This is a genomic window from Burkholderia aenigmatica (assembly GCF_902499175.1).
In the GTDB taxonomy this organism is placed as follows: domain Bacteria; phylum Pseudomonadota; class Gammaproteobacteria; order Burkholderiales; family Burkholderiaceae; genus Burkholderia; species Burkholderia aenigmatica.
The window spans coordinates 15,944-42,276 of sequence record NZ_CABVQC010000078.1 but is presented as its reverse complement, the minus strand read 5'-3'; the positions used below and the strand labels follow the sequence as shown (position 1 = coordinate 42,276).

25 protein-coding genes are annotated in these 26,333 nt (G+C 66.4%); 15 read left to right on the top strand and 10 right to left on the bottom strand.

Translation table 11 applies throughout. From position 1 onward, the window contains the following. Window positions 1–138: 138 nt before the first annotated feature. The 5 genes from BDO18943_RS36445 to BDO18943_RS36425 all read right to left on the bottom strand — a co-directional run bounded on the left by BDO18943_RS36445 (window position 139) and on the right by BDO18943_RS36425 (window position 3,946). Window positions 139–921, bottom strand: coding sequence for a peptidylprolyl isomerase (locus BDO18943_RS36445; RefSeq protein WP_175025992.1), 783 nt, complete (start codon window positions 919–921; stop codon window positions 139–141). An 18-nt stretch (window positions 922–939) separates the two neighbouring features. Further along, window positions 940–1,248, bottom strand: a complete 309-nt coding sequence (locus tag BDO18943_RS36440; protein WP_043188087.1) for a BolA family protein — start codon at window positions 1,246–1,248, stop codon at window positions 940–942. A gap of 1 nt (window position 1,249) precedes the next feature. Continuing rightward, entirely contained in the window at window positions 1,250–1,780 is a 531-nt protein-coding gene (locus tag BDO18943_RS36435; protein ID WP_043188089.1) for a septation protein A, read from the bottom strand. A 122-nt stretch (window positions 1,781–1,902) separates the two neighbouring features. Then, the gene (gene msrB, locus BDO18943_RS36430; RefSeq protein ID WP_175025991.1) at window positions 1,903–2,334 is read right to left on the bottom strand and encodes a peptide-methionine (R)-S-oxide reductase MsrB; all 432 of its coding nucleotides are present in this window, start codon (window positions 2,332–2,334) and stop codon (window positions 1,903–1,905) included. A 43-nt stretch (window positions 2,335–2,377) separates the two neighbouring features. Then, entirely contained in the window at window positions 2,378–3,946 is a 1,569-nt protein-coding gene (locus BDO18943_RS36425; RefSeq protein WP_175025990.1) for a protein adenylyltransferase SelO, read from the bottom strand. A gap of 145 nt (window positions 3,947–4,091) precedes the next feature. Here BDO18943_RS36425 and BDO18943_RS36420 point away from each other — a divergent pair, with 145 nt between their 5' ends. The 5 genes from BDO18943_RS36420 to BDO18943_RS36400 all read left to right on the top strand — a co-directional run bounded on the left by BDO18943_RS36420 (window position 4,092) and on the right by BDO18943_RS36400 (window position 11,570). Continuing rightward, the gene (locus BDO18943_RS36420; protein ID WP_175025989.1) at window positions 4,092–5,735 is read left to right on the top strand and encodes a 3-(methylthio)propionyl-CoA ligase; all 1,644 of its coding nucleotides are present in this window, start codon (window positions 4,092–4,094) and stop codon (window positions 5,733–5,735) included. A gap of 189 nt (window positions 5,736–5,924) precedes the next feature. After that, complete coding sequence (locus BDO18943_RS36415; protein ID WP_175025988.1) at window positions 5,925–8,009, top strand: 3-hydroxyacyl-CoA dehydrogenase NAD-binding domain-containing protein; 2,085 nt, start codon at window positions 5,925–5,927, stop codon at window positions 8,007–8,009. A 40-nt stretch (window positions 8,010–8,049) separates the two neighbouring features. Then, on the top strand, window positions 8,050–8,682 hold the full coding sequence (pncA, locus tag BDO18943_RS36410) for a bifunctional nicotinamidase/pyrazinamidase (protein WP_175025987.1): 633 nt from the start codon (window positions 8,050–8,052) through the stop codon (window positions 8,680–8,682). A gap of 47 nt (window positions 8,683–8,729) precedes the next feature. After that, window positions 8,730–9,908, top strand: coding sequence for an acetyl-CoA C-acyltransferase (locus BDO18943_RS36405; RefSeq protein ID WP_175025986.1), 1,179 nt, complete (start codon window positions 8,730–8,732; stop codon window positions 9,906–9,908). A 261-nt stretch (window positions 9,909–10,169) separates the two neighbouring features. Next, on the top strand, window positions 10,170–11,570 hold the full coding sequence (locus BDO18943_RS36400; RefSeq protein WP_175025985.1) for a sensor domain-containing diguanylate cyclase: 1,401 nt from the start codon (window positions 10,170–10,172) through the stop codon (window positions 11,568–11,570). 286 nt (window positions 11,571–11,856) lie between these two features. On the opposite strand, the gene BDO18943_RS36395 is transcribed toward BDO18943_RS36400, so the two are convergent. Further along, window positions 11,857–12,120, bottom strand: a complete 264-nt coding sequence (locus BDO18943_RS36395; RefSeq protein WP_186248604.1) for a hypothetical protein — start codon at window positions 12,118–12,120, stop codon at window positions 11,857–11,859. 146 nt (window positions 12,121–12,266) lie between these two features. Here BDO18943_RS36395 and BDO18943_RS36390 point away from each other — a divergent pair, with 146 nt between their 5' ends. Together BDO18943_RS36390 and BDO18943_RS36385 are read left to right on the top strand one after the other, a co-directional pair. Continuing rightward, window positions 12,267–13,319 carry a formylglycine-generating enzyme family protein gene (locus tag BDO18943_RS36390; RefSeq protein WP_175025983.1) on the top strand — a complete coding sequence of 351 codons (1,053 nt, stop codon included), beginning with the start codon at window positions 12,267–12,269 and terminating at the stop codon, window positions 13,317–13,319. 61 nt (window positions 13,320–13,380) lie between these two features. Continuing rightward, on the top strand, window positions 13,381–13,833 hold the full coding sequence (locus tag BDO18943_RS36385) for a DUF3592 domain-containing protein (RefSeq protein WP_175025982.1): 453 nt from the start codon (window positions 13,381–13,383) through the stop codon (window positions 13,831–13,833). 98 nt (window positions 13,834–13,931) lie between these two features. On the opposite strand, the gene BDO18943_RS36380 is transcribed toward BDO18943_RS36385, so the two are convergent. Beyond that, window positions 13,932–16,070 (bottom strand): glucosidase family protein, encoded by a 2,139-nt coding sequence (locus BDO18943_RS36380; RefSeq protein WP_175025981.1) that lies wholly within the window; start codon window positions 16,068–16,070, stop codon window positions 13,932–13,934. Between the two features lie 782 nt (window positions 16,071–16,852). Here BDO18943_RS36380 and BDO18943_RS36375 point away from each other — a divergent pair. Continuing rightward, window positions 16,853–17,383 (top strand): isochorismatase family protein, encoded by a 531-nt coding sequence (locus BDO18943_RS36375; protein WP_175025980.1) that lies wholly within the window; start codon window positions 16,853–16,855, stop codon window positions 17,381–17,383. Window positions 17,384–17,659: 276 nt separating this feature from the next. Here BDO18943_RS36375 and BDO18943_RS36370 read toward each other — a convergent pair whose 3' ends face one another. Continuing rightward, window positions 17,660–18,583, bottom strand: coding sequence for a recombination-associated protein RdgC (locus BDO18943_RS36370; RefSeq protein ID WP_175025993.1), 924 nt, complete (start codon window positions 18,581–18,583; stop codon window positions 17,660–17,662). A 532-nt stretch (window positions 18,584–19,115) separates the two neighbouring features. On the opposite strand from BDO18943_RS36370, the gene BDO18943_RS36365 reads away from it, so the two are divergent. The 4 genes from BDO18943_RS36365 to BDO18943_RS36350 all read left to right on the top strand — a co-directional run bounded on the left by BDO18943_RS36365 (window position 19,116) and on the right by BDO18943_RS36350 (window position 21,519). Continuing rightward, a complete protein-coding gene (locus BDO18943_RS36365; protein WP_043188125.1) occupies window positions 19,116–19,430 on the top strand; it encodes a Dabb family protein in 315 nt (104 codons plus the stop codon). Then, a complete protein-coding gene (locus BDO18943_RS36360) occupies window positions 19,427–19,906 on the top strand; it encodes a PaaI family thioesterase (protein ID WP_046545900.1) in 480 nt (159 codons plus the stop codon). Before BDO18943_RS36365 ends, BDO18943_RS36360 begins: the two co-directional genes overlap by 4 nt. A 170-nt stretch (window positions 19,907–20,076) precedes the next feature. Next, window positions 20,077–21,036, top strand: coding sequence for an alpha/beta hydrolase (locus BDO18943_RS36355; RefSeq protein WP_175025979.1), 960 nt, complete (start codon window positions 20,077–20,079; stop codon window positions 21,034–21,036). 42 nt (window positions 21,037–21,078) lie between these two features. Next, a complete protein-coding gene (locus BDO18943_RS36350) occupies window positions 21,079–21,519 on the top strand; it encodes a GNAT family N-acetyltransferase (protein WP_175025978.1) in 441 nt (146 codons plus the stop codon). 20 nt (window positions 21,520–21,539) lie between these two features. On the opposite strand, the gene BDO18943_RS36345 is transcribed toward BDO18943_RS36350, so the two are convergent. Both BDO18943_RS36345 and ygfZ read right to left on the bottom strand, forming a co-directional pair. Next, window positions 21,540–22,385 carry an NRDE family protein gene (locus tag BDO18943_RS36345; protein WP_175025977.1) on the bottom strand — a complete coding sequence of 282 codons (846 nt, stop codon included), beginning with the start codon at window positions 22,383–22,385 and terminating at the stop codon, window positions 21,540–21,542. 76 nt (window positions 22,386–22,461) lie between these two features. Then, entirely contained in the window at window positions 22,462–23,496 is a 1,035-nt protein-coding gene (gene ygfZ, locus BDO18943_RS36340; RefSeq protein WP_175025976.1) for a CAF17-like 4Fe-4S cluster assembly/insertion protein YgfZ, read from the bottom strand. A gap of 77 nt (window positions 23,497–23,573) precedes the next feature. On the opposite strand from ygfZ, the gene mltG reads away from it, so the two are divergent. From mltG to BDO18943_RS36325, 3 genes are read left to right on the top strand one after another with little or no spacing between them, the layout of a single operon-like run. Then, entirely contained in the window at window positions 23,574–24,593 is a 1,020-nt protein-coding gene (mltG, locus tag BDO18943_RS36335) for an endolytic transglycosylase MltG (RefSeq protein ID WP_175025975.1), read from the top strand. After that, window positions 24,593–25,213 carry a dTMP kinase gene (tmk, locus tag BDO18943_RS36330; RefSeq protein WP_043188143.1) on the top strand — a complete coding sequence of 207 codons (621 nt, stop codon included), beginning with the start codon at window positions 24,593–24,595 and terminating at the stop codon, window positions 25,211–25,213. Before mltG ends, tmk begins: the two co-directional genes overlap by 1 nt. A 19-nt stretch (window positions 25,214–25,232) precedes the next feature. Then, window positions 25,233–26,261 carry a DNA polymerase III subunit delta' gene (locus BDO18943_RS36325; protein ID WP_175025974.1) on the top strand — a complete coding sequence of 343 codons (1,029 nt, stop codon included), beginning with the start codon at window positions 25,233–25,235 and terminating at the stop codon, window positions 26,259–26,261. Window positions 26,262–26,333: the final 72 nt, after the last annotated feature.

Genomic DNA, 26,333 nt, shown 5'->3' with positions numbered 1-26,333 from the left:
GTTCGTTTGATCCCTTGTTGCACTTGGCACCTCTTCGCTTCGGCGAAAAAGTGTCAACCTATTTCAGGACGGGTCACGGACCATAAAAAAACCGCTCCGAAGAGCGGCTTTTCGATGCGCGTGCGGCGCGTGCCGGCGTTACTTGACGGTCGCCTGCTGGCGCAGACCTTCCTCGAACGCCTGCAGCTTCTGCTGCACGAGCTGCTGCGCGATCTGCGCCTTCACCTGCTCGAGCGGCGGCGGGGCGATGTCGCGGATGTCGTCGACTCGGATGATGTGCCAGCCGTACTGCGTCCTCACCGGCGTGTCGGTCATCTGGCCTTTCTGCAGCTTCTGCGCAGCTGCCGCGAATTCCGGCACGTACGCCTTCGGGTCGGACCAGTCGAGATCGCCGCCGTTCTTGCCCGAACCCGGATCCTTCGAGTATTGCTTCGCGAGATCCTCGAACTTCGCGCCGGCCTTGATCTTCGCGATCAGGTCCTTCGCCTGCTGTTCGTTGTCGACGAGGATGTGGTGCAGGTGGTATTCGCGGTTGCCGCCGGCGCTCTTGACGAGGTCGTCGTAGCGCGCCTTCACTTCGGCGTCGGTCGGCTGGTTCTTCTTCAGGAAGCTCTCGATCATCGAACGCAGCACGACGGTCTGCTGCGCGACGGCGACTTGCGCCTTCACGTCAGGACGGTTCGGGATGCCTTCGCGGATTGCTTCCTGCATCAGGATTTCGCGGTTCACGAGTTCCTGGCGCACGGCCTGCTGCAGCTGCGGGCTGTCGGCCTGGCCTTGCTGGACGAGCTGAGCCACCATGGCGTCGGCGCGCGACTTCGGAATCGGCGTGCCGTTGACGACAGCGATGTTCTGGGCAAATGCCGGTGCCGCTGCGAAAGCAGCCGCCGCGACCCACAGGCGGGGGGATTTCAGGATCATCGGGAATTCCTAATGAGACTAGATTGAAGATTCGTTGAATTCTTCGGGCGTGTAAGCCACGATCGCGAGCGCATGAATGCCGCGCTGCATCGCATCAGCGAGCGCATCATACACCAGCCGGTGCCGTGCGACGCGCGGCTTGCCCGCGAACGCAGCCGACACGATCGTGACCGTGAAGTGGCCGCCGGCGGACGCGCCGGCGTGGCCCGCGTGCTGCGCGCTGTCGTCGCGCACGGTGAGCGACAGCGGGGCGAGCGCCGCGTTGAGGCGCGCTTCGATCAGCGCGATGCGTTCGTCGGGCGACGCGTGGAGAAAGGCGTCCGTCATGTCACTCGTCCTTCAGGTATTTCGTGAGCCACAGGCTCTGCAGGATGATGAACACGACCATCGCGCCGGTCGTGCCGAACAGCTTGAAGTTCACCCATTGCGATTCGGTGAAGTTGTGCACCACGTACAGGTTCGCGACGCCGAGCACCGCGAAGAACAGCGCCCAGGCGACGTTCAGCTTGTCCCACACGGGGTGCGGCAGCGTGAGCTGCTTGCCCATCATCTTCTCGATCAGGTTGTTGCCGAACGCATAGCGTGCGGCGAGCAGCCCGATCGCAAACAGCCAGTACAGCACAGTCGGTTTCCATTGAATGAATTTCTCGTCATGCAGGACGAGGGTGGCGCCACCGAAGACGACGATCACGCCGAGGCTGACCCACAGCATCGTGTCGACCTTCCGGTGCCGGAAGGCGACCCATGCGACCTGGGCCAGCGTCGCGACGATCGCGACGGCGGTGGCGGTAAAGATGCCCCAGACCTTGAAGGCGACAAAAAACAGGATGATCGGAAACAGATCGAACAGGAATTTCATGGCGCTCGCAGCTGCGTGAAAAGCCGCTTGCGCGGCCTTTCACCGTTGTAGGGACCCGCCAGGCACCGCTGGAGCGGATCGGGCGGCGGCGTGGGGCGCCCCGCGGATCCGCCCGGCGCCGCTCATTCGTTTTCGGGTCGGGACTCGAAGTTTAACGCAGCCGAATTGATGCAGTAGCGCAAACCGGTCTGGTCGCGCGGGCCGTCCTCGAAGACGTGGCCGAGATGCGCGCCGCAGTGGTTGCAGCGCACCTCGATGCGCACCATCCCGTGCGAGTAGTCGACCTTTTCGTCGATCACCTCGCCGTTGAGCGGCTTGAAGTAGCTGGGCCAGCCGCAGCCCGAGTGGAATTTGGCGCCGGATTCGAACAGCGGCGTGCTGCAGACGACGCAGTGGTAGATGCCGGTGTCTTCGGTGTCGGTGTATTCGCCGGTGAACGCACGCTCGGTGGCCGCGTGCTGCGTGACTTCGTACTGCATCGGCGTGAGCCGGCGGCGCAGTTCGGCGTCGTCCTTCTGGTACGGGAAGGTCTTGTCGTCGGAATCGTGGGACATGGGGGTTCTCCTGATCGGTCGGTCGATACGCGCGGGTTGGGGCTCAGGACGAGCAGCTCACTTCGAGCGACCCGGCCCAGTCGGGCGGCAACGCCGCGTACGCTTCATGCTCCGGTTGTTCGTCGAACGGCCGGCGCAGGATCTGCGCGAGCCGCTCGACTTCCGAAAAATCCCTTTCCTTCGCGCGCCGGATCGCGACTTCGGCCAGATGGTTGCGCAATACGTATTTCGGGTTCGCGCGATTCATCGCGGCCGCGCGTGCGGCGTCGTCGCGCGTTTCCTCGGACAGCCGCGCGCGATAGAGGTTCGCCCACGCATCGAATGCGTCGCGGTCGATGAACAGGTCGCGCACCGGCGCGTCGCGGCTCGCGTCGTGCTTCGAGATCTGCGCGAGCCGGCGGAACGTCAGCGTGAAATCCGCGTGGCTCGCATGCATCGTTTCGAGCAGCTTGTTGGCGAGCTCGGCATCGTTCTCGCGTTCGAGCTCGAGGCCGAGCTTCGCGCGCATCGCGCGTTCGAGCGCGGGGCCGAAACGTTCCGGGAACTTCGCGAGCGCGGCCTGCGCGTCTTCCACCGCACGCTCGGCGCGCGCGTCGTCGTCGGCGATGCCGTGCTGCAGCCCGATCAGCGGCAGCAGCGCCTGCGCGAGGCAATAGCAGTTCCAGTGCGCGATGCGCGGCTGCATCCGGTACGCATAGCGCCCGCTCGTATCCGAGTGATTGCAGATGTGGTTCGCGTCGAACGCATCGACGAAGCCGAACGGGCCGTAGTCGATCGTCACGCCGAGGATCGACATGTTGTCGGTGTTCATCACGCCGTGGCAGAAGCCGACGGCCTGCCACTGCGCGACGAGGTCGGCCGTGCGCAGCGTCGCGGCCTCGAGCAGCGAGAGGTACGGATCGTCGGCGCGGCGGCAATCCGGGTAGAAGCGGTCGATCACGTGATCGGCGAGCTGGCGTAGCAGGTCGGGGCGATCGTTCGAGAAGAAGTGCTCGAAGTGGCCGAAGCGCACGAAGCTCTCCGACACGCGCGTGACGACGGCCGACGTCTCGATCTCCTCGCGCACCACCGGCTGGTCGGAGCCGATCACCGTCAGCGCGCGCGTGGTCGGGATGCCGAGGTGATGCATCGCTTCCGAGCACAGGAATTCGCGGATCGACGAGCGCAGCACCGCGCGGCCGTCGCCCATCCGCGAGTACGGTGTGCGACCGCTGCCTTTCAGCTGCAGCTCGTAGCGGCGGCCATCCGTGCCGGTGCGCTCGCCGATCGTCAGCGCGCGGCCGTCGCCGAGCTGGCCGGCCCACACGCCGAACTGGTGGCCGGAATACACCGATGCGTACGGCATCGCGTGCGCGGGCCAGTCGCGCGTCGGGTTGCCGGCGAACAGCTCGGCGAAGCCGGGCTGCGCGGCGATCGACGGCGGCAGGTCGAGCAATTGCGCGACTTCATCGGAAAAGCCGACGACGTCCGGCGCGGCAAGCGGCGCGGCCGGCAGCCGCGTATGAAACGCGTCGCCGAGCGTGACGAACGCACCTTCGGCGGGTGCGCCGAGCGTGGCGGCGAGGTCGGGGAGAGTGTCAGCCGGATCGGCTTCGCTTCGGGAAAACGACATGTTGAGCGCCTCTGGGTAAGCCGATATTGTAAGGCGGCGCCGCGCCGCCCGCATGGTGGCGCGCGCACCGTGCGCCACGCCCGTCCGGGGCCGCTGACGGGCGCGTCGCAGAGCACCGATTCGCATCCTCACGGAGAACAAGACGATGGGTAAACCGTTGCTGGGCCAGATGATGGACATGCCGTTGCTGGTGTCCTCGCTGATTTCTCATGCCGCACGGCATGCCGGCGACACGGAGATCGTGTCGAGGCGCGTGGAAGGCGATCTGCATCGCTACACGTACCGCGATTGCGAACGCCGCGCGAAGCAGCTGGCGCAGGCCCTCGCGCGGCTCGGTGTCGAGACCGGCGATCGCGTCGGCACGCTGGCGTGGAACGGCTACCGGCATCTGGAAGCGTATTACGGGATCGGCGGCATGGGCGCCGTGTGCCACACGATCAACCCGCGCCTGTTCCCCGAGCAGATCGCGTACATCGTCAATCACGCGGAAGACCGCTACGTCTTCTTCGACATCAATTTCGCCCCGCTCGTCGACGCCATCGCGCCACAATGCCCGCACGTGAAGGGCTGGGTCGCGATGACGGACGCCGCGCACCTGCCGTCCGGCACGACGCCGTTCCTCTGCTATGAAACCCTCGTCGAAGCGGAGGACGGCCGCTACGACTGGCCGCGCCTCGACGAGCAGCAGGCGTCGGGGCTCTGCTACACGTCGGGCACGACCGGCAACCCGAAGGGCGTGCTGTATTCGAACCGCTCGACCGTGCTGCACGCGTACGGCGCCGCGCTGCCCGACGCGATGAACCTGTCCGCGATGGACGCCGTGCTGCCCGTCGTGCCGATGTTCCACGTCAACGCATGGGGGCTGCCGTACGCGGTGCCGCTCACGGGCGGCAAGCTCGTGCTGCCCGGCAAGGATCTCGACGGGAAATCGCTGTACGAGCTGATGGAAGCCGAGCGCGTGACGTTCTCCGCGGGCGTGCCGACCGTGTGGCTCGGCCTGCTCAACTACATGCGCGAAGCCGGCGTGCGCTTCTCGACGCTGAACCGCACGGTGATCGGCGGCTCCGCGTGCCCGCCCGCGATGCTGCGCACTTTCGAGGACGAATACGGCGTGCGCGTGATCCACGCATGGGGGATGACCGAACTGTCGCCGCTCGGCACGCTCGCGAAGCTCAACTGGGCGCAATCGCAGCGGCCGCTCGACGCGCAGCGCAAGCTGCTCGAGAAGCAGGGGCGCGTGATCTGCGGCGTCGACATGCGCATCGTTGGCGAGGACGGCCACGAACTGCCGTGGGACGGTGTCGCGTTCGGCGAGCTGCAGGTGCGCGGCCCGTGGGTGATCGACCACTACTTTCGCGGCGAGTCGTCGCCGCTGTCGGACGGCTGGTTCCCGACCGGCGACGTCGCGACGATCGACCCCGACGGCTTCCTGCAGATCACCGACCGCAGCAAGGACGTGATCAAGTCGGGCGGCGAGTGGATCAGCTCGATCGACATCGAGAACGTCGCGATCGCGCACCCGGGCGTGGCCGAGGCCGCGTGCATCGCCTGTGCGCATCCGAAATGGACCGAGCGCCCGCTGCTCGTCGTGGTGCCGCGCGAAGGGGCGAACCTGAGCCGTGACGCGCTGCTCGCGTTCTATGAAGGCAAGGTCGCGAAATGGTGGATTCCCGACGACGTCGTGTTCGTCGAATCGCTGCCGCATACCGCCACCGGCAAGCTGCAGAAGCTGAAGCTGCGCGAGACGTTCCGCGATTACGTGTTGCCGACGGCGGTCTGCGAGCCGTAACGCCGGCACCCGGGCCGGAAGCGGCTCGCGCAGCGGTCGCCCGATCCGTCCCCGGATCGGGAATAAAATTCAAATTGAACGACCGTGCTTTTTCGTTGTATGCTGCCTCAGTTCATTCGGACATGCGGCTGTTCGACCGCGCACAATGAAGCGCAGCCACCCCGGCGCGCGATGCATGGAGGCAGGCAGATGGCAGTGGATTACTCGACTCGCGACGGCGTGGCCGTCCTTACGCTCAACAATCCGCCCGTCAACGGGCTCGGCCTGTCGACCCGTCAGGGCGTCATGGACGCGCTCGATCGCGCCGCGCAGGACCCGTCGGTCACGGCCATCGTGCTGACCGGCGCGGGACGCGCATTCTCGGGCGGCGCCGACATTACCGAATTCAATACGCCGAAGGCGCTGCAGGAGCCGACGCTGCACACCGTGATTCGTGCGGTGGAGGCGAGCGCGAAGCCCGTCGTCGCGGCGTTGCACAGCGTCGTGATGGGCGGCGGCCTCGAGCTCGCGCTCGGCGCGCACTACCGTGTCGCGGCACCCGGCGCGCAGGTCGCGCTGCCCGAAGTGAAGCTCGGCCTGCTGCCGGGCGCGGGCGGCACGCAGCGCCTGCCGCGCGCGGTGGGGCTCGAAACCGCGCTGAACATGATCGTGTCGGGCGCGCCCGTGCCGTCGGAGCAGCTTGCGAAGAGCGGGCTGTTCGACGAAATGGCCGATGGCGACCTGCTCGACGCGGCTGTCGCGTTCGCGCGCAAGGTCGGTGCCCAGAAGGGGCCGCATCCGCGCGTGCGCGATCGCAAGATCGTTCACCCGAACGCCGCGGGTTTCATCCAGTTCGCACGCAATTCCGCGCAGGCCGCCGCACCGAACTTCCCCGCGCCGCACAAGTGCATCGACGCGATCGAGGCCGGCGTGCTGCATGGTTTCGACAAGGGCAGCGTGGCCGAGCGCGACGGTTTCGTCGCGCTGATGATGACGCCGGAAAGCCGCGCGCTGCGGCACGCGTTCTTCGGTGAGCGTGCGGCGAGCAAGATTCCCGACGTGCCGGCCGATACGCCGCTGCGCGAGATTCGCCGCGTCGGCGTGATCGGTGCGGGCACGATGGGCGGCGGGATCGCGATGAATTTCATCAACGCAGGCCTGCCCGTCACGCTACTCGAGACGAAACAGGACGCGCTCGAGCGTGGTGTCGCGACGATCCGCAAGAACTACGACGCGCAGGTGAAGAAGGGCAAGCTCACGCAGGAAAAGCTCGACGCGCGCATGGCGCTGATCACGCCAACGCTGTCCTACGACGACCTGAAGGACGCCGACCTGATCGTCGAGGCCGTGTTCGAGGAACTCGGCGTGAAGGAGCAGGTGTTCAAGAAGCTCGACGAGGTCGCGAAGGCGGGTGCGATTCTCGCGTCGAACACGTCGACGCTCGACGTCGACAAGATCGCGGCGTTCACGAAGCGCCCGCAGGACGTCGTCGGCATGCACTTCTTCAGCCCGGCGAACGTGATGAAGCTGCTCGAGGTCGTGCGCGGCGCGCAGACCGCGAAGGACGTGCTCGCCACCGTGATGGCCGTCGCGAAGAAGATCCGCAAGACGGCGGTCGTGTCGGGCGTGTGCGATGGCTTCATCGGCAACCGGATGATCGAGCAGTACATCCGCCAGGCGCTCTTCATGCTCGAGGAAGGCGCGCTGCCCGCACAGGTCGATCGTGCGATCGAGAAATTCGGTTTCGCGATGGGGCCGTTCCGGATGAGCGACCTCGCCGGCAACGACATCGGCTGGGCGATCCGCAAGCGCCGCTACGTCGAGCAGCCCGATCTCCAGTACTCGAAGATTGCCGACCGCCTGTGTGAGCAGGGCCGCTTCGGCCAGAAGACGGGCGCCGGCTGGTACGACTACGTGCCGGGCGATCGCAAGGCGAAGCCGTCGTCGCTCGTCGACGAGATGGTCGTTGCGTATTCGAAGGAGCGCGGCGTCGAGCGGCGCAAGATCGGCGAAGACGAGATCGTCGAGCGGCTCGTGTTCGCGCTCGTCAACGAAGGCGCGAAGATTCTCGAGGAGAAGATCGCGTCGAAGGCGTCCGACATCGACATGGTCTACCTGACTGGTTATGGCTTCCCGCTGTGGCGCGGTGGCCCGATGCTGTACGCGGACGTGGTCGGCCTCTACAACGTCGAGCGCGCGATTCGTCGCTACGCGGCCGCGCCGAATGGCGAAGCATGGCAGCTCGCGCCGTCGATCGCGGAGCTCGCGAAGGCCGGCCGCGGGTTCAACGGCTGACGCGCCGGATCGCGGCGCGACGCACACCCGGAGAAACGCAATGAAACGCACCGACGACGTACTGCTCGTGATCGACGTGCAATACGACTTCATGCCGGGCGGCGCGCTCGCGGTGCCCGACGGCGACGCGGTCGTGCCGGTGATCAACGCGCTCGCGCAACGCTTCGACCAGGTCGTGCTGACGCAGGACTGGCACCCGCGCGAGCACGTGTCGTTCGCGGCGAACCATCCGGGCCGCGAACCGTTTTCCACGCTCGCGCTGCCGTACGGCGAACAGGTGCTGTGGCCCGTGCACTGCGTGCAGGACACCGAAGGCGCGGCGTTGCACCGCGATCTCGACATCCCGCATGCGCGGCTCGTGATCCGCAAGGGCGGCGACGCGCAGGTCGACAGCTATTCCGCGTTCGTCGAAGCCGACCGCACGACGCGCACCGGGCTCGCGGGTTATCTGCGCGAGCTCGGCGCGAAGCGCGTGTGGTGCTGCGGGCTCGCGACCGACTATTGCGTCGCGTGGTCGGCGCTCGATGCGCGCGCGGCCGGTTTCGAAGCCGCGGTGATCACCGATGCGTGCCGTGCGATCGACCTGAACGGGTCGCTCGCCCACGCATGGCAGCAGATGCAGGCAGCGGGCGTCGCGCATGTGACGTCCGCGGGCGCACGCCCGGCGGCGTAGCGCATTCCCCATCCTCAGGACATGAAGCAGGACCGAAGGAGACTCGCATGACCGAAGCCGTAATCGTATCGACCGCCCGCACGCCGCTGGCGAAATCCTGGCGCGGTGCTTTCAACATGACGCACGGCGCGACGCTCGGCGGCCACGCGGTCGCGGCCGCGCTCGAACGCGCGAAGCTCGACCCCGCACGCGTCGAGGACGTGATCATGGGTTGCGCGAACCCCGAAGGCGCGACCGGTGCGAACATCGCGCGGCAGATCGCACTGCGCGCGGGGCTGCCCGTGACCGTGCCGGGGATGACGGTGAACCGTTTCTGCTCGTCGGGGCTGCAGACCATCGCGCTGGCCGCGCAGCGGATCATCGCGGGCGAAGGCGAAGTGTATGTCGCCGGTGGCGTCGAATCGATCTCGTGCGTGCAGAACGAGATGAACCACCACATGATCCAGGAAGGCTGGCTGGCCCAGCACAAGCCCGAGATCTACTGGAACATGCTGCAGACAGCCGAAAACGTCGCGAAGCGCTACGGCATCTCGAAGGAGCGGCAGGACGAGTACGGCGTGCAGTCGCAACTGCGGGCCGCGGCCGCGCAGGATGCTGGGCGTTTTCGCGACGAGATCGCGCCGATCACCGTGCTCGCGGGCATCGCCGACAAGGCGACGGGCCGCCTGTTCACGAAGGAAGTGACGGTTTCGGCAGACGAAGGGATCCGCCCCGACACGACGCTGGAAGGCGTGTCGAAGATCCGGTCGGCCGTGCCGGGCGGCGTGATCACCGCCGGCAACGCGAGCCAGTTCTCGGACGGCGCGTCGGCCTGCGTCGTGATGAGCGCCGACGCCGCGCAGCGCGAAGGGCTGCAGCCGCTCGGCGTGTTCCGCGGTTTCGCGGTGGCCGGGTGCGAGCCGGACGAGATGGGCATCGGCCCCGTGTTCGCGGTGCCTAAGCTGCTGAAGCAGGCGGGGCTGAAGGTCGACGATATCGGTCTGTGGGAACTGAACGAAGCGTTCGCGGTGCAGGTGCTGTACTGCCGCGACACGCTCGGGATTCCTGAGGACCGCCTGAACGTCAACGGCGGTGCGATCGCGGTCGGCCATCCGTACGGCGTGTCGGGCGCGCGCCTGACGGGCCATGCGCTGATCGAAGGCAAGCGGCGTGGCGTGAAGTACGTGGTCGTCACGATGTGCATCGGCGGCGGGCAGGGCGCGGCCGGCCTGTTCGAAATCCTCTGATCTTTGGCACGAGGCGGCCGCGGTTTCGCTTCGGCGAAGCGGGCGGCCGCGATTTGAATCGGTGCGACTGAACCGCCATTCGAAACAATCGGGAAGCAAAAGGCGTGCGCTCGGCAATGCCGTTTCCCCTTACTTGTCAAACGAATTGCCCCACCTATACTTGCTCTGACATTTGCCTTTCGGCACGATGGGCCGGATCGTGCGTTATGCGATCCGTGCCGCGAAGGTTCGAACCAACGCAGCAGACCGACCGGGGACCGAATGAGTACGACCTATGCAGCCGGGGAACCGCCGCGAGTCGTCAGCGCGGCCGCGAGGCTCTACGCGAAATGCCTGCTGATCGGATTCGCGTTGCTGCCCGCCTATCTGATTGCCTATCTGTGGTTCTTCAGCGACCCGCACGTCGTGTTCGAGAGCCACGCGTTCCATGAAATCGCGATTGCTGCCGCGACGCTCGAAGGCGCGTTCGTCACCTACGTGACGTGGGTGTGCTACCGGTCGTCCGGCGAGCCGCTGCTGCGCTGGCTGACACTTGGCTTTCTCGGCTTCGCGATGATCTATGCGCTGCACGGTGCGTTCACCGGGATGGCGCATCACAACATCTGGCTGTTCCTGCTGTACGGGCCCGCGTCGCGGCTCGTGATGTCGATCCTGCTGCTCACGGGCCTGATGTCGTATTCGCGTCCGCCCGATCGGATCGAGAAGCGCACGAGCGTGCGCACGTGGCTGCCGTGGATCGCGTTCTTCGTGATCGTCAACGTGGCCGTGGCGTACATCGCGTATTCGCCGGTCGCGGGCGCGCTGGGCACGCGGCTGTCGATGGAAGGCGGCGCGCTCGTGTTCTCGCTGCTGAACGTCGCCGTGCTGCTCGCGCGGCGGATCCGCTCGCCGCTGATGGTGATCTACGGCGTGTCGATCATGGCGTTCGCGCTGTCGTCGCTCGCGTTTATCCTCGGCAAGCCGTGGAATCACATGTGGTGGCTCGCGCACGCGATTTTCGCGGGCGGCTTCTTCCTGCTCAGCTACGGCGTCGTGCAGGCGTTGCAGACGACCCGCTCGTTCTCGGCGATCTACAGCCAGGAAGACCTGATGAGCCGGCTGTCGGAATCGATGGCGCGTACCGAGAGCGCGCTGCAGGAACTGCGGCGCACGAACCAGAAGCTCGAATACATGGCCGCGACCGATCCGATGACGGGCGCGTCGAACCGCCGGCAGTTCATCGCGCAGGTCGAGCGCGAGATGGTGCGGGCCGAGCGCGACGGCACGCCGTTCTGCCTGCTCGCGCTCGATCTCGACAACTTCAAGAACATCAACGATGCATACGGGCACCAGATCGGCGACGAGGTGCTGCGCGGCGTCGTGCGCCAGTGCCTCGACGCGATTCGACCGGCCGGCGGGCTCGCGCGGGTCGGTGGTGAGGAGTTCATGGCGCTGTTGCCGGATATGCCGCTCGAAGGCGCGCGGATGACAGCCGAGCGTGTGCGTTCGTCGATCGCGAGCTCGCCGTTCGGGCTCGATTTCAAGCGCGTGCAGGTGACGGTCAGCGTGGGCGTCGCGCAATACGGGGCCGACGGCAGCACGGTCGATGCGTTGCTGCGCGTGGTCGACGAACGGTTGTACCAGGCGAAGCGGGAAGGGCGGAACCGGGTCGTCGCGCGGTGAGCGGATATCGCTATCCGTGATTGATCGTCCCGCAGGTCCCGGCTAGTGAATGACGCTTGCGCGACTTCACGTGATTCTCATCTCAACAGGCGCCGGCAACGTATCCGCGACTATGTGGCGCGGAAGCATCGTGCGGTGGCAGCCTGCTGGCCGAAGTCGGCCTTGAATTCACGCTCGGGCGCAATGACGTCCAGCAGATCAAGGGGGTGCCCGCGAAGCCCAACGTTCCTGCGTTGGTGCAGCCGAAGATGGGCGTGACCAAATTCGACGCGAAATCCGATATGCGCTACAGCGGATCGGCAGCAACCTGGACGAACGCCGTCAGGACGCAGCCGACGAGATCGAACGCGTTGTGTTGTCCGCGCAAATCACGAACGAGCCGAGCGACATTTTCCAGTACGTCCCTCCGAACCTCACTGAAACAGGCGACGCGCAGCTTGCCCGGCACACGATCGGGGGTTTCATCGGGATGGGGCAGGTCGTCACGATCGAGCGCCACCAGCGCGACGAGCCGGCCCCAGGCTACCGATTCGCGTTCAGCGATACACACGAACCTGCGATGCCGGTGGGTACGAGCGCCGCATGGCTCGATTCCACGCCGACGGCCGGCAGCGGTACCATGGCGGCCTGACGACGCAGAGCTGAACGCGTCTATGAACGGTGAGGTCGGGATTGATGAGTGATTGGCGGAAGTCGATGCGAGGAAAATCGAAGGGGTTGCTGATCGGCGGTGCATTGCTTGTGTCATCTGCCGCGATGGCTGCGATCGATACGAAGGCGCCGCCGGACAAGGAACGGCTGATTCGGGAGATCACGACACCGTCGCCGCCGAAGGATGTGTGGGAGCACATCAGCGTGGTCGTCCAGTGGACGTTTGGCAAGGTGCACGACGACACTATCCGGATTCTTCAGGATTACTTTAGGTCGTTGCCGGTGCCGGCCGAAACGGAGCTCGCCGATTTCCGTCGCGACATGGCCAGGGCGTGGGTGCCCGTCAACGGCGGCACGTTCCTGATGGGCGATTTCGGCCCGCAGAAGTCCGCCGAGAAGTTGCCGTATTCGGCGAACGAAGGCGCAGCGCCGGCGCACGACGTGGCGCTCGACGGCTATTCGATCCTCAAGCATCGCGTCACGTACGCGGAGTACGACATCTATACGCGCGCCAATCATTTGCCGTCGATCCTGACCGACTCGGGTTTCAACTTCCAGTTTCGATTCCCCGATTTTCCTGCCGGTGACGTGACGTGGCAGCAGGCCCGCGATTTCTGCACGTGGCTGGGCAAGGAACTGAACGCGCCGGTGGATTTGCCGACCGAGGCGCAGTGGGAGTACGCGGCGCGCTCGCGCGGGGAACTCTGGGTCATTCCGAGCAAGGCAGTCCCGGTCGTCGACGGCAAATACGGTCTCACGGACCTCGACGACGCCCTTGTGCGCATGGGGCAGGACAAGAGCCCCATGCCGTCGGTGAGCCGTCCGGTCGGTACCTATGGCGACAACGCCATCGGCATGTCGGACGTGTTCGGTTACGGACGCGAATGGACGTACGACTGGTTCGACAAGAACTATTACAGCCACAGCCCGAAAGCGAATCCGCGCGGGCCCGCGACGGGTACATTGCGCAGCGTGCGCAACGGAACGGACAGCCGCGTGCGGCTCGTGATCGATCGTCGCGGCGAGCTGCCCGACAAGAAGGAAGTCGAGCTGGGTTTCCGTTGCGCATTGAATCAGGCCGGGCCGGCGGGGCAGTGATACGGGGGCACGACGTCGCCTATCCTGCCGAAGTGGCACGCGCGCTTCCGCACGCCGGCGCGTGACCGGGTTCCTGCTGGTCGGCGTCGTGCTGCTGGCGAGTGCGGCCGTCCGGATCTATTCGTCGAGTTCGGCCACTCACCGGATGACGGCCGCCGAAGCCGTTGTCGCCGGTGTTTCGCGCGGCGGTTACGACATCGGCCACTATCGGACCGTCTATCGGCTCATCACTGCGAGCGGCGAGGTCGTCAAGGTGGCCGGACAACTCGCCACGACGTCGCCGAATGCGGACCCCGGTGACAAGGTCCGGCTCTATGACGATCCGGCCAATCCGGCGGAGGGCATGAGATTCCCCGGATTTTTCGAGCGGTGGTTCGCCGTCCTGATCCTGACCGTCGTCGGCGTCGTGTTCGCTGTCGCCGAATGCGCGGTGTCGTGCCGGTTCGTGCGCGACAGGGTGATGGGGCCGGCGCGATGCGCGGAAGCGGTGTGCGCCATCGTTGAGCCACGCTGACGATCGTGGATCGCCCGCGGCGAAACGAATGGCATCCATATCGAACCCCCGGGCGCGAAAACGCCCCAGGGCTTCGGGGATTCTCGACGCGTGGCGCGCTATCGCGACGCGACCGCGTTGGCGGTTGGCGTGCGGTCGTCCTGCATCTGCTGCGACGCCTGCCACCAGTACTTGCCCGTGCGCTGCTGCGGATCGCGGATCGCGAGATACGTGGTGCTCCACAGTTGTGCGGCGTTCGCCTCGGTCGCGTCCGCGCTGCGCGTGCCGAACGCATCGGTCTGGTACTTGCCGTTCACGTAGGACCACGTCCACATTTCCGACGTCCGCATGTCGCGTCCGTTCGAGATCACCTGCCAGATCGTCTGCCGCGCCTGCGTGAGCAGCGCGCGCATCGCGACCGACAGGTCCTGGCGCGCGAGCTGGCGATCAAGCCCGGCCACCCACATCGCCTGCTGCCACGACCAGATCACCGTGCCGTGATACGCGGAACTGGTGAACTTCGGCCACAGCGCCTGGCTTGCATACGCGGGGTTCGCGATCAGCATGCCGGCATCGGTCACGAGCCCGGTCGGGAACGGCCGCGTGACGTCGGTGACGATCCGCTGAAGCTCGTTGTCCGGTGGCGTGCCGAACAGCAGCGCGAAGCCGCCGTCCGAATTCATCACCGGAATCGGGTTGCCCTGCTGATCGAGCGACAGCGCGTAGAACGCCAGCGGGCTGCCCGGTGCGGCGCCGGCCGGCACGCCCGCAGACGGCGCATAGGCCGACACGTCGGTGGCCGCTTGCGCGGCCGGCACGCTGACCTGAAACAGCGACGGTGCCTGCGTTTCCCAGGTGGCCGCCTGGTTCGCCGTGTTGGCGAGCGTCGCGCGTTGTCCGGCATCCAGGTAAGGGTCGAGCAGGCCGCGCGTGAGGAACGCGTTCGCCGCGCGGAGCGCGGCCGGCACGAGCACGGCATTCACGTCATACGGATAGACGCCGCCGCCGAGCCCGTCGGTGCTGTCGCGCCAGTTGCCGACGATCTCGCCGGGCCGCAGGTGGATCAGGTTCGCGACCGACGGCTGCTGCGCGAACGGCTGCGCGGTCGTTGCGACGTGCAGCAGGTTGACGACCAGGCGGCTGCCATTGGTCTGCCCGTCGCTGCCGCGCTGCGCGAGATAGGCGGCCGCGCGGGCCTGGCCGCGCGTATCGTCGATCAGCCACGCGGCCGCGATCGGCGCGAGCAGGTAGTCGCTGTCGATCATCTTGTAGTCGTAGGTCGGCGTCGGATCGTTCGGCCGCCCGTTCTTCTGGTTGTCAACGAGCGCGAATTCGCCGATGCCTTCCTCGTGCGCGACCTTGCCATCGGCCGACAGCCGGCCCAGCACCGACGACAGGCCGGCCTCGATCGCCGCGGGTTCCAGTACGGGCATCAGCATGCGCACCGAGATCAGCGTGTCGCGGCCGAAGTAGGTGTCGTACTGCCACGAGCCGGCCAGCAGCTTGTCGTGGAAGCTCAGGAACTCAAGCACGTTCTGGCTTACGGGGTCGGGGTTCACGGACGGCGCGAGCAGGTCGGCGCGCGTGATCGGCGACAACGGCGTCTCGCCCGACAGCGCATCGACATGCAGCCGCAGCGTGTGCGAGCCCGCCGGCGCGCTCAGGACGAGCTTGCCGCCCGCTGCCGGCGCGATGCTGCCGCCGTCGCGCAGCGTGATGCGCAGTGAATAGCCGGGCGCGCCGTCGATCCGGTCGCGTTGCCATTGCGCGGCGTTGCCCTGGACCGTCGGCACGGTGAGGATCTGCTGCGGAATCGTTGCACCGCCGTTGAAGTCGCGCAGGAAGCGCACGTTGCTGAGCACGCCCTGGCGGATCGTCAGCGTGTCGGTGTCCACCGACACGTCGGCACCGATGCCGTACAGCGGGCGGCCGTGCGTGTCGGGTGCCGACAGCGCGGACGGCGGCGTGTCGAGGCTCCAGTTCACCGGCTGCGCGGTGTCGTCGAACCACAGCCCCGTGCCGCTGTTGCCGGCGGGGAACACCACGAGCAGGCGCGGTTTCATCGACGAGCGCACCAGCAGGTGCGCGGCGACCTTGTCCTGCCGGTAGAACGCGTTGATCTGGCCGCCGGTGTCCATCCGGAACGACAGCGCTTCGGTGTTCGACGGCGGGCTGCTCGATGTGACGTCGTCGTTGCAGGCCGCGAGCAGGCTGGCGCAGATGAATCCGAGACACAGCGACTTCGCAAGGCGATGCATGTTGATGTCCCTCCTGATGACTGGCGATTTTTATGGGAATTATCGAATGAGCGGGGGCTCGGTCTGCTGCGTCCGGTATTGCATAATTCCTGGAAATGATGGAATTAATCAGGACGTGATTCTGAGGCGAACTGAATGAGAAATAACCGGTTGGCGGTTAATGCCGGAATTGAAAACAAAAGGAGGCGATGCCCCGGCTGGGCACGGAAAACTTCTCTGCTGGCGTCTCGGTACAGTACCGGCGCTGGTGTGTGTGCGGCGTGAAAAACGAAATGTAAGCCGTCGTAGGGGATTCTAAAGTTCGAATAAAGTCGAAGTCAATAATGATTTTAGGGTTTTCGAATAATGCTTTGGAATGAGGTTGCAATTATTGCTTGTCGGGTCGGTAAAATATGCGAATTCATGAGGGCATGGAGGTGCGCTGATTATCGATTTTGGCAAAAATAGATTGGCAATTGATGTCCGTATTGGCGATTGATTACGAGCCGGGATTGAATCGTGGTGGTTTGCCTGTCGCCGTGTCTCGGGCGGCGCAAACGGAAGGCGCGGAATGCGGTGAATTCGGCAATACGGAGCGGTGAGCAATCGACGCTCCTGCGATCGCGCCAACGGCGTCGGCAAGTTTGGTAGGCTCGGGGCGTGCCTCCGTTTACCGAATTGACGCAGTCGATCCTCGATGCGATTCGATATCCGTGTTTGCGGGACTGACGATTTTGCGACAGAGCGGCGCTTCATCGATGGTCGATGGTGGTTGACGTCGCTCTCACTCCGGAGAATGTGCCGTGCTACACGTGCCCGACGATTCAGTGGTCATATTGGTTGATTTTCAGACGCGGCTGATGCCGGCGATCCACGAAGGGGTATCCGTCGTCGCGCAGGCTGTCCGGCTTGCCCGTATCGCGCAGATAGTCGGCGTGCCGGTGATGGGTACCGAGCAGAGCCCCGTCCAGCTGGGCCGGAACGTACCGGAAATCAAGGAGCTGTGCTCGCACACCGTCGTCAAGGACCATTTCGACGCGTGCGCAGAGGGCCTGGTCGATGCATTGCCGGCAGGGCGCAATAGCGTCATCGTCGCCGGTTGCGAGGCGCACGTGTGCGTGTTGCAAACGGTTTTCGGGCTGTTGCGCAGCGGCCGCGAGGTCACGGTGGTCAGCGATGCGGTGGGGTCGCGCAGGACGATCGACCGGGACGCGGGGATCGCTCGGCTCGGGGCGGCGGGAGCGCAAATCGCGACGGTCGAGATGATCGGGTTCGAATGGCTGGGCTCCAGCCGTCATCCGCGTTTTCGCGATGTGCTGCGACTGATCAAGTGAGTCTCGGCGCTCGTGCGCTGACGGGAACAGCGTGCCTGGAGCCGGATGTGTAAATCTCGGGATACCGGCCATTGGAGCCGGTAGGTTCGGTCGGCTGGCTGCCGGCGGTCGCGAGCGGGATCCTCGCGTCGGCGGGCGACACGGAGAAGAATCGGGCACCGTGCGCGAGCGCCCGGTCGCGACCCTCCGACAGGGCGACGGCAGTCCTCGTTGAACTGTCGCGCCGGCTCGAACCTCGCCGTCGCGGGGGCGAGGTTTCCCGGCCGCCGACGGCGTTCAGGCTGCTGCCGCCTGAGGAACCGAGTCGCGCTGCTCGCCGCCCAGGATATCGATGAGACTGGTGAACATCCGCCCCAATTCACCGGTCATCAGCGTGACATCCGAGTCGAAGCGTTCAGCGTCGTTCTGCGCGGTCGGATCCGCCGCTTCCTTGATCACGTCGAGCGGCGTAACGCGCTTGATCGTCAGCGACGGCGTCAGCACGAACGAGATCCGGTTGTCCCAGGTCATCGCAAGGCGCATGCATTGTTTGCCGGCCTCGATGTGCCGGCGCATGTCGTTCGCTTCCAGCGCGTGGCCGACGTATCGCACCGTGGCGCCGCCTTCGCCGCTCGAGCGCAACTCGGCGTCCTGGTCCACGGTGAATCCGCCCGGCGCCTCGCCGGACAACAGCCAATCCGTCATCGCGGCGACCGGCGAACGCACCACTTGAACACTGGCGAGCGGCAACTGATCGATCGATTTGACGAGCAGGCCGCGAACGTCGTCGGCAAGCGCCTGTGACGCCGCATCGATGACGAGCCAGCCGTTCGCCGTATCGATCCACACGCGGGTATCGCGGCGAATGGTGAATGCGCGCGGGAGCAGTTCGTCGGTAACCTGCTCCTTGAGTTCGCGCATCTGTTTTCGCCCGACCTTGAAGCCCTGCTGCTCCTCGACTTCGAGCGCGCGGTCCTTGGTCACCTGATTGACGACCGACGCCGGGAGCAGCTTCTTCTCGGCACGAAACGTCAGCAACATCTGCCGGTTGATCGAATACACGAGCGCGCCGTCGTCACGCGGCGACGCCCATCCGTGGCTCTGCATCTCGACGCTGTTGCCCGGCTGAAACGCGTGGGACGCCAGCCATTTTTCCATCTGATCGGGGGTAACGGCCCAAGGTGCGGGAAGACGATGAAGCTGAAGGTTCTTGAACCACATAGGAGTACGGGCAAAGCGCACCATTCTATATGACGGGGATGCTTCGGGTGCAGATTCGGCCGCTCGACGTGACGGTTCAAGTCGTTGACGGTTGTAGCGCAGGGCAGGTGGGCATCGCTCACCGAATTTGCCACGGAAGTGGAGCCACGGTCTTCGCCGCGCGCGTCTTGAGGGCTGGTGCCTCGACATTCGCCGATAGCAAAGAGACTCTCCATCCCGGCAATTCTGTACTTGTATCGCTAGAGCCTGGAGCCGGGCGGATTCACCGAACGGATCCTGTCCATTGAAGTCGGCAAGTTTGGTAGGCTTGTCGTCTGCCTTTGCTTGTCGGATCTTGATGTCGTCAAGTGGCACGGTGAAAAAGCCGGTATCGTCGTCGGGTGATCGAAACGATACCCGCTTTATTACCCGCACCTTTCTCGACCGGACGCAATTTCCAGCGAACGCGAGCAAACGGGGAAAGGGCGTAAGATGCCCGATTGGCAAGGGTGACAGGCAAGTCGCCGAACCAGAACGAACAGGAGCAACCGAAGTGATCCGACATATCGTCATGTGGAAGTTGAAGGAATCGGCCGAAGGCGCGACGCGCGCCCAGAACGCGCTGAAGCTGAAGGAAAAGCTCGAAGGCTGCCGCGACCTCGTGCCGGGCACGCTGCAGATCGACGTCGGCGTGGCGACGCCGGGCCTCGACGCCACCGCCGACATCGTGCTCGTGTCCGATTTCACGGACAAGGCCGCGCTCGACGCCTACCAGGTGCACCCGGTTCACCAGGAAGTGAAGAAATTCGTCGTCGCGGTGGCCGAGTCGCGCGAGTGCGTCGACTACATCGTCGACAGCGCACGATGAGCGACGCGGCAACCCCGACGGACGGCCCGTCGATCGAAAGCCCGTTCGTCGACATGCTCGGTGTGCAGCTCGTGTCAGCGAAGGACGGCGCAAGCGAGATTGTGCTGCCGCTCGAAGAGCGGCACATGAACACATGGAGCATCGCGCACGGCGGTGTGACGATGACGCTCGCGGACATCGCACTTGCGATGGCGGCGCGCAGCCTGACCGACGACGGTATCGGCGTCGTCACGGTCGAGATGAAGGTGAATTTCATGCAGCCGGGGCGCGGCGAGTTGCGCGCTTACGGGCGCGTGATGCATCGCTCGACGACGATGGCTTACTGCGAAGGCGAAGTGCGCGACAGCGACGGCAATTTCGTCGCGAAGGCGCTCGGTACGTTCAAGTACATGCGGCGGCTCGCAGTGGGCCGCGACATCAAGCGGCAACGCTCGCGCACGGCGCCGGACGCTCAGCCCGGCCCGAGCGACGCGTAAGCGCCCGGACGCACGGCCCTGCCTCTTCACAGGCAGGGCCGTTTTGTTTTATGGAGCGCATTGGCGCACCGGAATTTCGAAACGCGCGGCACGCCACGCTCGCACGACGCGCGCATGGCATCATGCACGCTTGTCCGTTCACGGCGTCGCGCAGACGCCGTCCTCAACCGATGCCGCTGAATCCGAAGATCGCCCAGGTGCTCGACATGATCGAGCGTGCGAAACGTCCGTCCTACCATCACCAGACGCCGCCGCAGGCGCGCGCCGCGTACGAGAAGAGCGCGCCGATCCTCGACGTCGCGCCGGCGCCGATGCATTCGGTCGAGGAATGCGTCGTGCCGACGCGCGACGGCCGCACGATCGGTGCGCGGCTGTACCTGCCGGTCGCACCGAGCCTGGCGGAGCCGCTGCCCGCGCTGGTCTATTACCACGGCGGCGGCTTCACGGTCGGCAGCGTCGACACGCACGATGCACTGTGCCGGATGTTCGCGCACGATGCGCAGTGTGCGGTGCTGTCGGTCGGCTACCGGCTCGCGCCCGAACACCGGTTCCCGACCGCCGTGCATGACGCCGACGACGCATTGCAATGGCTGCATCGCGAGGCCGCCACGTTCGGCATCGATGCCGAACGGTTGGCGGTCGGTGGCGACAGCGCGGGTGGCACGCTCGCGACCGTCTGTGCGGTGCTCGCGCGCGACGCAGGCATTCGCCTGGCGCTGCAGATGCTGATCTACCCGGGCGTGACGGGCTTCCAGGACACCGAATCGCACGCACGGCTCGCGAACGGCTACCTGCTGACGCAGGACACGATCCAGTGGTTCTTCACACAATACGTGCGCGATCGGGCGGACCGAGACGACTGGCGCTTTGCGCCGCTCGACGGCACGCGCGACGCGCCGTCGTTCGCGGGCGTCGCGCCGGCGTGGATCGCGACGGCCGAATACGATCCGCTGAGCGACGAGGGTGCTGCCTATGCGGAGAAGTTGCGTGCAGCGGGCAACGCGGTCACGCTGGTCTGCTACGCGGGAATGATCCACGAGTTCTTCAAGATGGGCGGCTACGTGCCCGAGGTACGGGCTGCACATGCCGACGCGGTCGCGGCGCTGAAAGCCGCATTCGACGACGTTTGACGACGGGCGCTTGACGGCGAGCGCGCCGCGTGGAGAGCAGCGATGACGGACGGCGTGGTGGAAACGGGTGACTGGACGGCACTGGGCGGCGACGCCGCGCGGATCCGCGACGCAGTGTTCGTGCGCGAGCAGCAGATTCCGCCGGAATGGGAGCTCGACGACGACGATCTGCTGTCGCTGCATGCGGTGGCATACCGGATCGATGCGTCGACGGGCGTCCGCCGTGCGGTCGCGACCGGGCGGCTGCTGCCGTCAGGCACGATCGGCCGCGTCGCGGTGCTGGCCGACGCGCGCGGGCAGGGTGTCGGGTCAGCCGTGCTGAACGCGCTGCTGGATGCGGCGCGGCTGCGTGGTGAAATCGTCGTGCGGCTCTATGCGCAGGATTCGGCCGTGTCGTTCTACCTGCGGCACGGCTTCGCGGCAGTCGGTGAACCGTTCGTCGAAGCCGGCGTGCCGCACGTCGAGATGGCGCGCGCGCCGTAGCGCGGCGCCCGCTCGTGCGCTCAGCGCGGCGGGGTCGCGTCGAGGTCGAACGTGAACGCGCGCTCGAACGTGCCCGGGCGGACGGTGCGGTGCGAGCCGTCGTCGTCGCAGCGTTCCTTGATCTCGACCGTCAGCCGCACGCCTTCCTTCATCGTGACGCGCAGCGCGGTCGTGCCGCGCGTGCCGTATTCGGGGGTCTCGATGAACGCGGCCGACAGCGCACGCTCGCGCTCGATCGGAATGCCCGTGTGCGGCAGCGCGTCGTCGTCCGCGACATGCGGGTCGCGCATCAGCACGATCAGTTCGTCGAGCGACGGGGTCGGATTGTCGGTGAGCAGCGTGCCGAGTTCCGCGCGCTTGCGCACCACTTTCGGCCAGGGCGTATCGAGCCGCGCATTCGACAGCGCATGCACGCCGGGCGCAATCGCGACCGGTGCGGCGACACTGCTTTCGCCTTCGGGCGCGCGATTGCAGAACCACGCGAGTTCACGCCGCCGCCAGTCGCCGACGAGCAGGTTGAAGCCGTTGTAGACGGCCGCATGCTCGGCCAGCTGCCCGAGGTAGTCAAGCGGCGCAACGGACGGGCCGCCGAGGAAATCGGACACGAGCTTGCCGCGGGTCGGCGCGCCGGCGCGGATGTCGAACGGCGCGCGGTAGTTCGTCAGCGCGGCGAAACGGCCGTCGCGCGATACGCCGAGCCATGTGCCGCCCGCTTCGAGATCGCGGCCGGCCAGCACGCCCGGTACATCTTCCCACCACGAGAGCGGCGCGCTGGTCCGGCGAAAGAACTCGTCGCGGTTGGCGGTGAGGGTAAAGACGGGACCGGCGGCGGCATCGGGCTGCCAGTCGAAGGCAATCAGACACATCGGGCGAATCTCTCGCAGGAAACGTCGTGCGCCGGCTGCGACTCGCGAGCCGGCGCGCGAACGGGTTGTCAGTGCGTCACGCTTCCGTCGGCCACGCGTACGGCAGCGTATCGAACGCGAGCGCCGGGCCGTCGGCCGAACCGAGGTGCACCGTGCCGTTGTCGAGCGCGGCGAGCTTGATCTCGACGAGCGCGTCGACACCGCCCGCGGGCGCGGCCGCCGCGTTGACGATCATCCCGCACGGCTGGCCGGGATCGTCGCTGTGGAACAGCTCGACGCCGGCATGCACGGTATCGGTCTCGCCGGCGATGTGCGCGAGGGCGGTGCGGCGCTTGATCGTGCCGCGGTACTGGCTGCGCGCGACGATTTCCTGGCCCGGGTAGCACCCCTTGCGAAAGTTAACGGCGTCGATCACGTCGAAGTTGACCATCTGCGGCACAAACTGTTCGACGGCAGGCTGCGTGATGCGCGGTTCGCCCGCGCGGATGTCGAGCCAGTCCCATACGGCCGGCGACACGACCGGCAGCGTATCGCCGAGCGCGGCGATGCGTGCGTCGACTTCCGCGCGCGGGCCGATCCACAGGTAGCGCTTGCGGCCTGCCGCATCGGGCACGCGGATCAGCGTGCCGGCCGGGCCGTCGACCTTCACGTGCACGCCGTCCGGCAGCGCGTCGAAGATGCCCGACAGCGCGTCGCGCACGTCCCCTGCGAACCCGACCACCGCGAGCGCGTCGCTTGCATCGGTCAGCTTCGCTTTCGCGCGCAGCACGAACATCGACAGCCGCTTCTGCACGGCGGGCTGCACGTCCTTCGACACCAGCAGGCGCACGCCGTGGCCGGCGCGCCACGTGAGGAACGAGCCGAGGAGGCGCCCCTTCGGCGAGCAATAGCCGGACAGCCGCGCAGTCGCGGCGTCGAGATGTTCGATGTCGTTGGTGAGCTGGCTGTGCAGGAACGTTGCGGCGTCGTCGCCGGCCACGTCGATCACGCCGAACTGCGGCAGCGGCATGCAGGCGCCCGGCGCGTCGAAATCGGCGGCGGACGGGCGGGAGAAAACGGGGAGCGAGGCAGGTGCGGCCTGGGCAGCCGGTGAAACGAACGATGTGCTCATGGAATGAGGGAACAGTCAACCCTGACTTTGACGAAGGCGAGCAAGTATTATATGGGTCTTACCTGAGTCACGTTTCCATGTCCCTACTGAAGAAATGCGCCGCGACGATCGTGGCGCTGGCCGTCGTTGTGGCCGCTGCCGGCGCGGGCGGCGGGTATTACTGGGCAACCCGGCCGCTGCTGCTGGGTTCGGCATCGCTCGACGTCACGATCAAGCCGCGCAGCACCGTGAAGAGCGTCGCGCTGCAGCTCAAGCGCGGCGGCGTGCCGGTCGAGCCGCTCGGTTTCGTCGCGATGACGCGCGTGCTCGGGCTGTCGAGCCGGCTCAAGTCCGGCAACTACGAATTCAAGACCGGCATCACGCCTTACGAGGTCCTGCAGAAGATCGCGCGCGGCGACGTGAACGAGTATGTCGCGACGATCATCGAAGGCTGGACCTTCAAGCGGATGCGCGCGGAGCTCGACACGAACCCCGATCTTGCGCACGCGACGGCGGGCATGAGCGACGCCGAGCTGCTGCGCGCGATCGGCGCGTCGGATAGCGCGGTGCAGCGCGGCAGCGGCGAGGGGCTGTTCTTCCCCGACACCTATCTGTTCGACAAGGGCACGAGCGACCTGAACATCTACCGGCGCGCGTACCATCTGATGCAGACGCGTCTCGACGAGGCCTGGGCTGCACGCGTGCCGGGCCTGCCGTACAAGACGCCTTACGAAGCGCTGACGATCGCGTCGATCGTCGAAAAGGAAACGGGCCACGCGGCCGATCGCGCGTTCGTCGCGGCCGTATTCGCGAACCGGCTGCGCATCGGCATGCCGCTGCAGACCGATCCGTCGGTGATCTACGGGCTCGGCGACGCGTACGACGGCCGTCTGCGCAAGCGCGACCTGCAGGCCGACACTCCTTACAATACCTACACCCGACGCGGGCTGCCGCCGACGCCGATCGCGTTGCCGGGGGTGGCCGCGCTGCAGGCGGCGATCAATCCGGCACAGACGAGCGCGCTCTATTTCGTCGCGAAAGGCGATGGCACGAGCGTGTTCTCGGACACGCTCGGCGACCACAACAAGGCCGTGGACAAGTACATACGAGGTCAATAATGGCGAGCGGTAAATTCATCACGTTCGAAGGCATCGACGGGGCGGGGAAGACCACCCACCTGCAATGGTTCTGCGAACGCCTCCAGGGCAAGCTGGCTGCGGCCGGCCGGCAGGTCGTCGTCACCCGCGAGCCGGGCGGCACGCAGCTCGGCGAGAAACTGCGCGAGATCCTGCTGAACCAGCCGATGGATCTCGAGACGGAAGCGCTGCTGATGTTCGCCGCGCGCCGCGAGCATCTCGCGCTCGTGATCGAGCCGGCGCTCGCGCGCGGCGACTGGGTCGTGTCCGATCGCTTCACCGATGCGACGTTCGCGTACCAGGGCGGCGGCCGCGGGCTGCCGCGCGACAAGCTCGAGACGCTCGAGCGCTGGGTGCAGGGCGGCTTCCAGCCCGACCTGACGGTGCTGTTCGATGTCGCGCCGCAGGTCGCGAGCGAGCGCCGCGGCGCCGCGCGCATGCCCGACAAGTTCGAAAGCGAGTCCGACGCGTTCTTCGCGCGCACGCGCGGCGAATACCTGCGGCGTGCGGAAGAGGCGCCGCACCGCTTCGCGATCGTCGACGCGACGCAGACGATTCCCGAAATCCGCCAGCAGCTCGAACGCGTGCTCGCCGCGCTGTAATTCGCAAGGAACGCACCACATGATCTATCCGTGGCAGACCGACGACTGGAACCGCCTGCAGCAGTTGCGTGCACAATGGCCGCACGCGCTGCTGCTGCATGGTCAGGCCGGGATCGGCAAGCTGCAGTTCGCGCAGCATCTCGCGCAGGGCTTCCTGTGCGAATCGCCGCAGCCGAACGGCGAGCCGTGCGGCACCTGCGCGGCCTGCACCTGGTTCTCGCAGGGCAATCATCCGGACTACCGGATCGTGCTGCCCGAGGCGCTGGCGGGCGAGGCGCCGGGCGCCGCGGACGACGCGAAGGCGGCCGATTCGGACGAAGGCGGCAAGAAGACCCGGGCGCCGAGCAAGGAAATCAAGATCGAGCAGGTGCGTGCGCTGCTCGACTTCTGCGGGGTCGGCTCGCACCGCGGCGGCGCGCGCGTCGTCGTGCTGTATCCGGCCGAGGCGCTCAACGTCGCCGCGTCGAACGCGTTGCTGAAAACGCTGGAGGAACCGCCGTCCGGCGTCGTGTTCCTGCTCGTGTCGGCGCGCATCGACCGCCTGCTGCCGACGATCATCAGCCGCTGCCGGCAGTGGCCGATGGCCGTGCCGGCGCCCGACGCGGCCGCGGCCTGGCTGGCCGCGCAGGGTGTCGAGCATGCGCCCGCGCTGCTTGCCGAGGCCGGCGGCGCGCCGCTCGCCGCGCTGGCGCTCGCGAGCGACGAGAACCGCCCGCTGCGCGACTACACGCTCGGGCAGCTCGCGGCCGGTGCGGCCTGCGATCCGTTCGCGTGCGGCGAGACGCTGCAGAAGCTGCCGGTGCCGCTGGTGCTCGGCTGGCTGCAGCGCTGGCTGTACGATCTGCTCGCCCAGCGGATGGCGGGCGCGCCGCGCTATTTCCCGATGCACGCGGCGGCGCTCGCGCGTTGCGCGGAGGCGGTCGATGCGAACGCGTTCGCCCGCTTCATGAAGGCCGTGACGCGGCAGCGGACGGTCGAGAACCATCCGCTCAACGCGCGGCTCGTATTCGAGGAATTGTTTCTCGGGTACCGGGAAATGTTCGCGTGATCCGGCATTGTTTCTCGCGGGTTGCGAAACGATGACCGGCCCACGCCGCGACGCGACCGTGGCCGGCCGGCC

Bases quoted from the DNA above. Each gene is read 5' to 3' on its own strand.
- BDO18943_RS36445 (WP_175025992.1), bottom strand. From the start codon at position 921: ATGATCCTGAAATCCCCCCGCCTGTGGGTCGCGGCGGCTGCTTTCGCA.
- BDO18943_RS36440 (WP_043188087.1), bottom strand. From the start codon at position 1,248: ATGACGGACGCCTTTCTCCACGCGTCGCCCGACGAACGCATCGCGCTG.
- BDO18943_RS36435 (WP_043188089.1), bottom strand. From the start codon at position 1,780: ATGAAATTCCTGTTCGATCTGTTTCCGATCATCCTGTTTTTTGTCGCC.
- msrB (WP_175025991.1), bottom strand. From the start codon at position 2,334: ATGTCCCACGATTCCGACGACAAGACCTTCCCGTACCAGAAGGACGAC.
- BDO18943_RS36425 (WP_175025990.1), bottom strand. From the start codon at position 3,946: ATGTCGTTTTCCCGAAGCGAAGCCGATCCGGCTGACACTCTCCCCGAC.
- BDO18943_RS36420 (WP_175025989.1), top strand. From the start codon at position 4,092: ATGGGTAAACCGTTGCTGGGCCAGATGATGGACATGCCGTTGCTGGTG.
- BDO18943_RS36415 (WP_175025988.1), top strand. From the start codon at position 5,925: ATGGCAGTGGATTACTCGACTCGCGACGGCGTGGCCGTCCTTACGCTC.
- pncA (WP_175025987.1), top strand. From the start codon at position 8,050: ATGAAACGCACCGACGACGTACTGCTCGTGATCGACGTGCAATACGAC.
- BDO18943_RS36405 (WP_175025986.1), top strand. From the start codon at position 8,730: ATGACCGAAGCCGTAATCGTATCGACCGCCCGCACGCCGCTGGCGAAA.
- BDO18943_RS36400 (WP_175025985.1), top strand. From the start codon at position 10,170: ATGAGTACGACCTATGCAGCCGGGGAACCGCCGCGAGTCGTCAGCGCG.
- BDO18943_RS36390 (WP_175025983.1), top strand. From the start codon at position 12,267: ATGCGAGGAAAATCGAAGGGGTTGCTGATCGGCGGTGCATTGCTTGTG.
- BDO18943_RS36380 (WP_175025981.1), bottom strand. From the start codon at position 16,070: ATGCATCGCCTTGCGAAGTCGCTGTGTCTCGGATTCATCTGCGCCAGC.
- BDO18943_RS36370 (WP_175025993.1), bottom strand. From the start codon at position 18,583: ATGTGGTTCAAGAACCTTCAGCTTCATCGTCTTCCCGCACCTTGGGCC.
- BDO18943_RS36360 (WP_046545900.1), top strand. From the start codon at position 19,427: ATGAGCGACGCGGCAACCCCGACGGACGGCCCGTCGATCGAAAGCCCG.
- BDO18943_RS36355 (WP_175025979.1), top strand. From the start codon at position 20,077: ATGCCGCTGAATCCGAAGATCGCCCAGGTGCTCGACATGATCGAGCGT.
- BDO18943_RS36350 (WP_175025978.1), top strand. From the start codon at position 21,079: ATGACGGACGGCGTGGTGGAAACGGGTGACTGGACGGCACTGGGCGGC.
- BDO18943_RS36345 (WP_175025977.1), bottom strand. From the start codon at position 22,385: ATGTGTCTGATTGCCTTCGACTGGCAGCCCGATGCCGCCGCCGGTCCC.
- ygfZ (WP_175025976.1), bottom strand. From the start codon at position 23,496: ATGAGCACATCGTTCGTTTCACCGGCTGCCCAGGCCGCACCTGCCTCG.
- mltG (WP_175025975.1), top strand. From the start codon at position 23,574: ATGTCCCTACTGAAGAAATGCGCCGCGACGATCGTGGCGCTGGCCGTC.
- tmk (WP_043188143.1), top strand. From the start codon at position 24,593: ATGGCGAGCGGTAAATTCATCACGTTCGAAGGCATCGACGGGGCGGGG.
- BDO18943_RS36325 (WP_175025974.1), top strand. From the start codon at position 25,233: ATGATCTATCCGTGGCAGACCGACGACTGGAACCGCCTGCAGCAGTTG.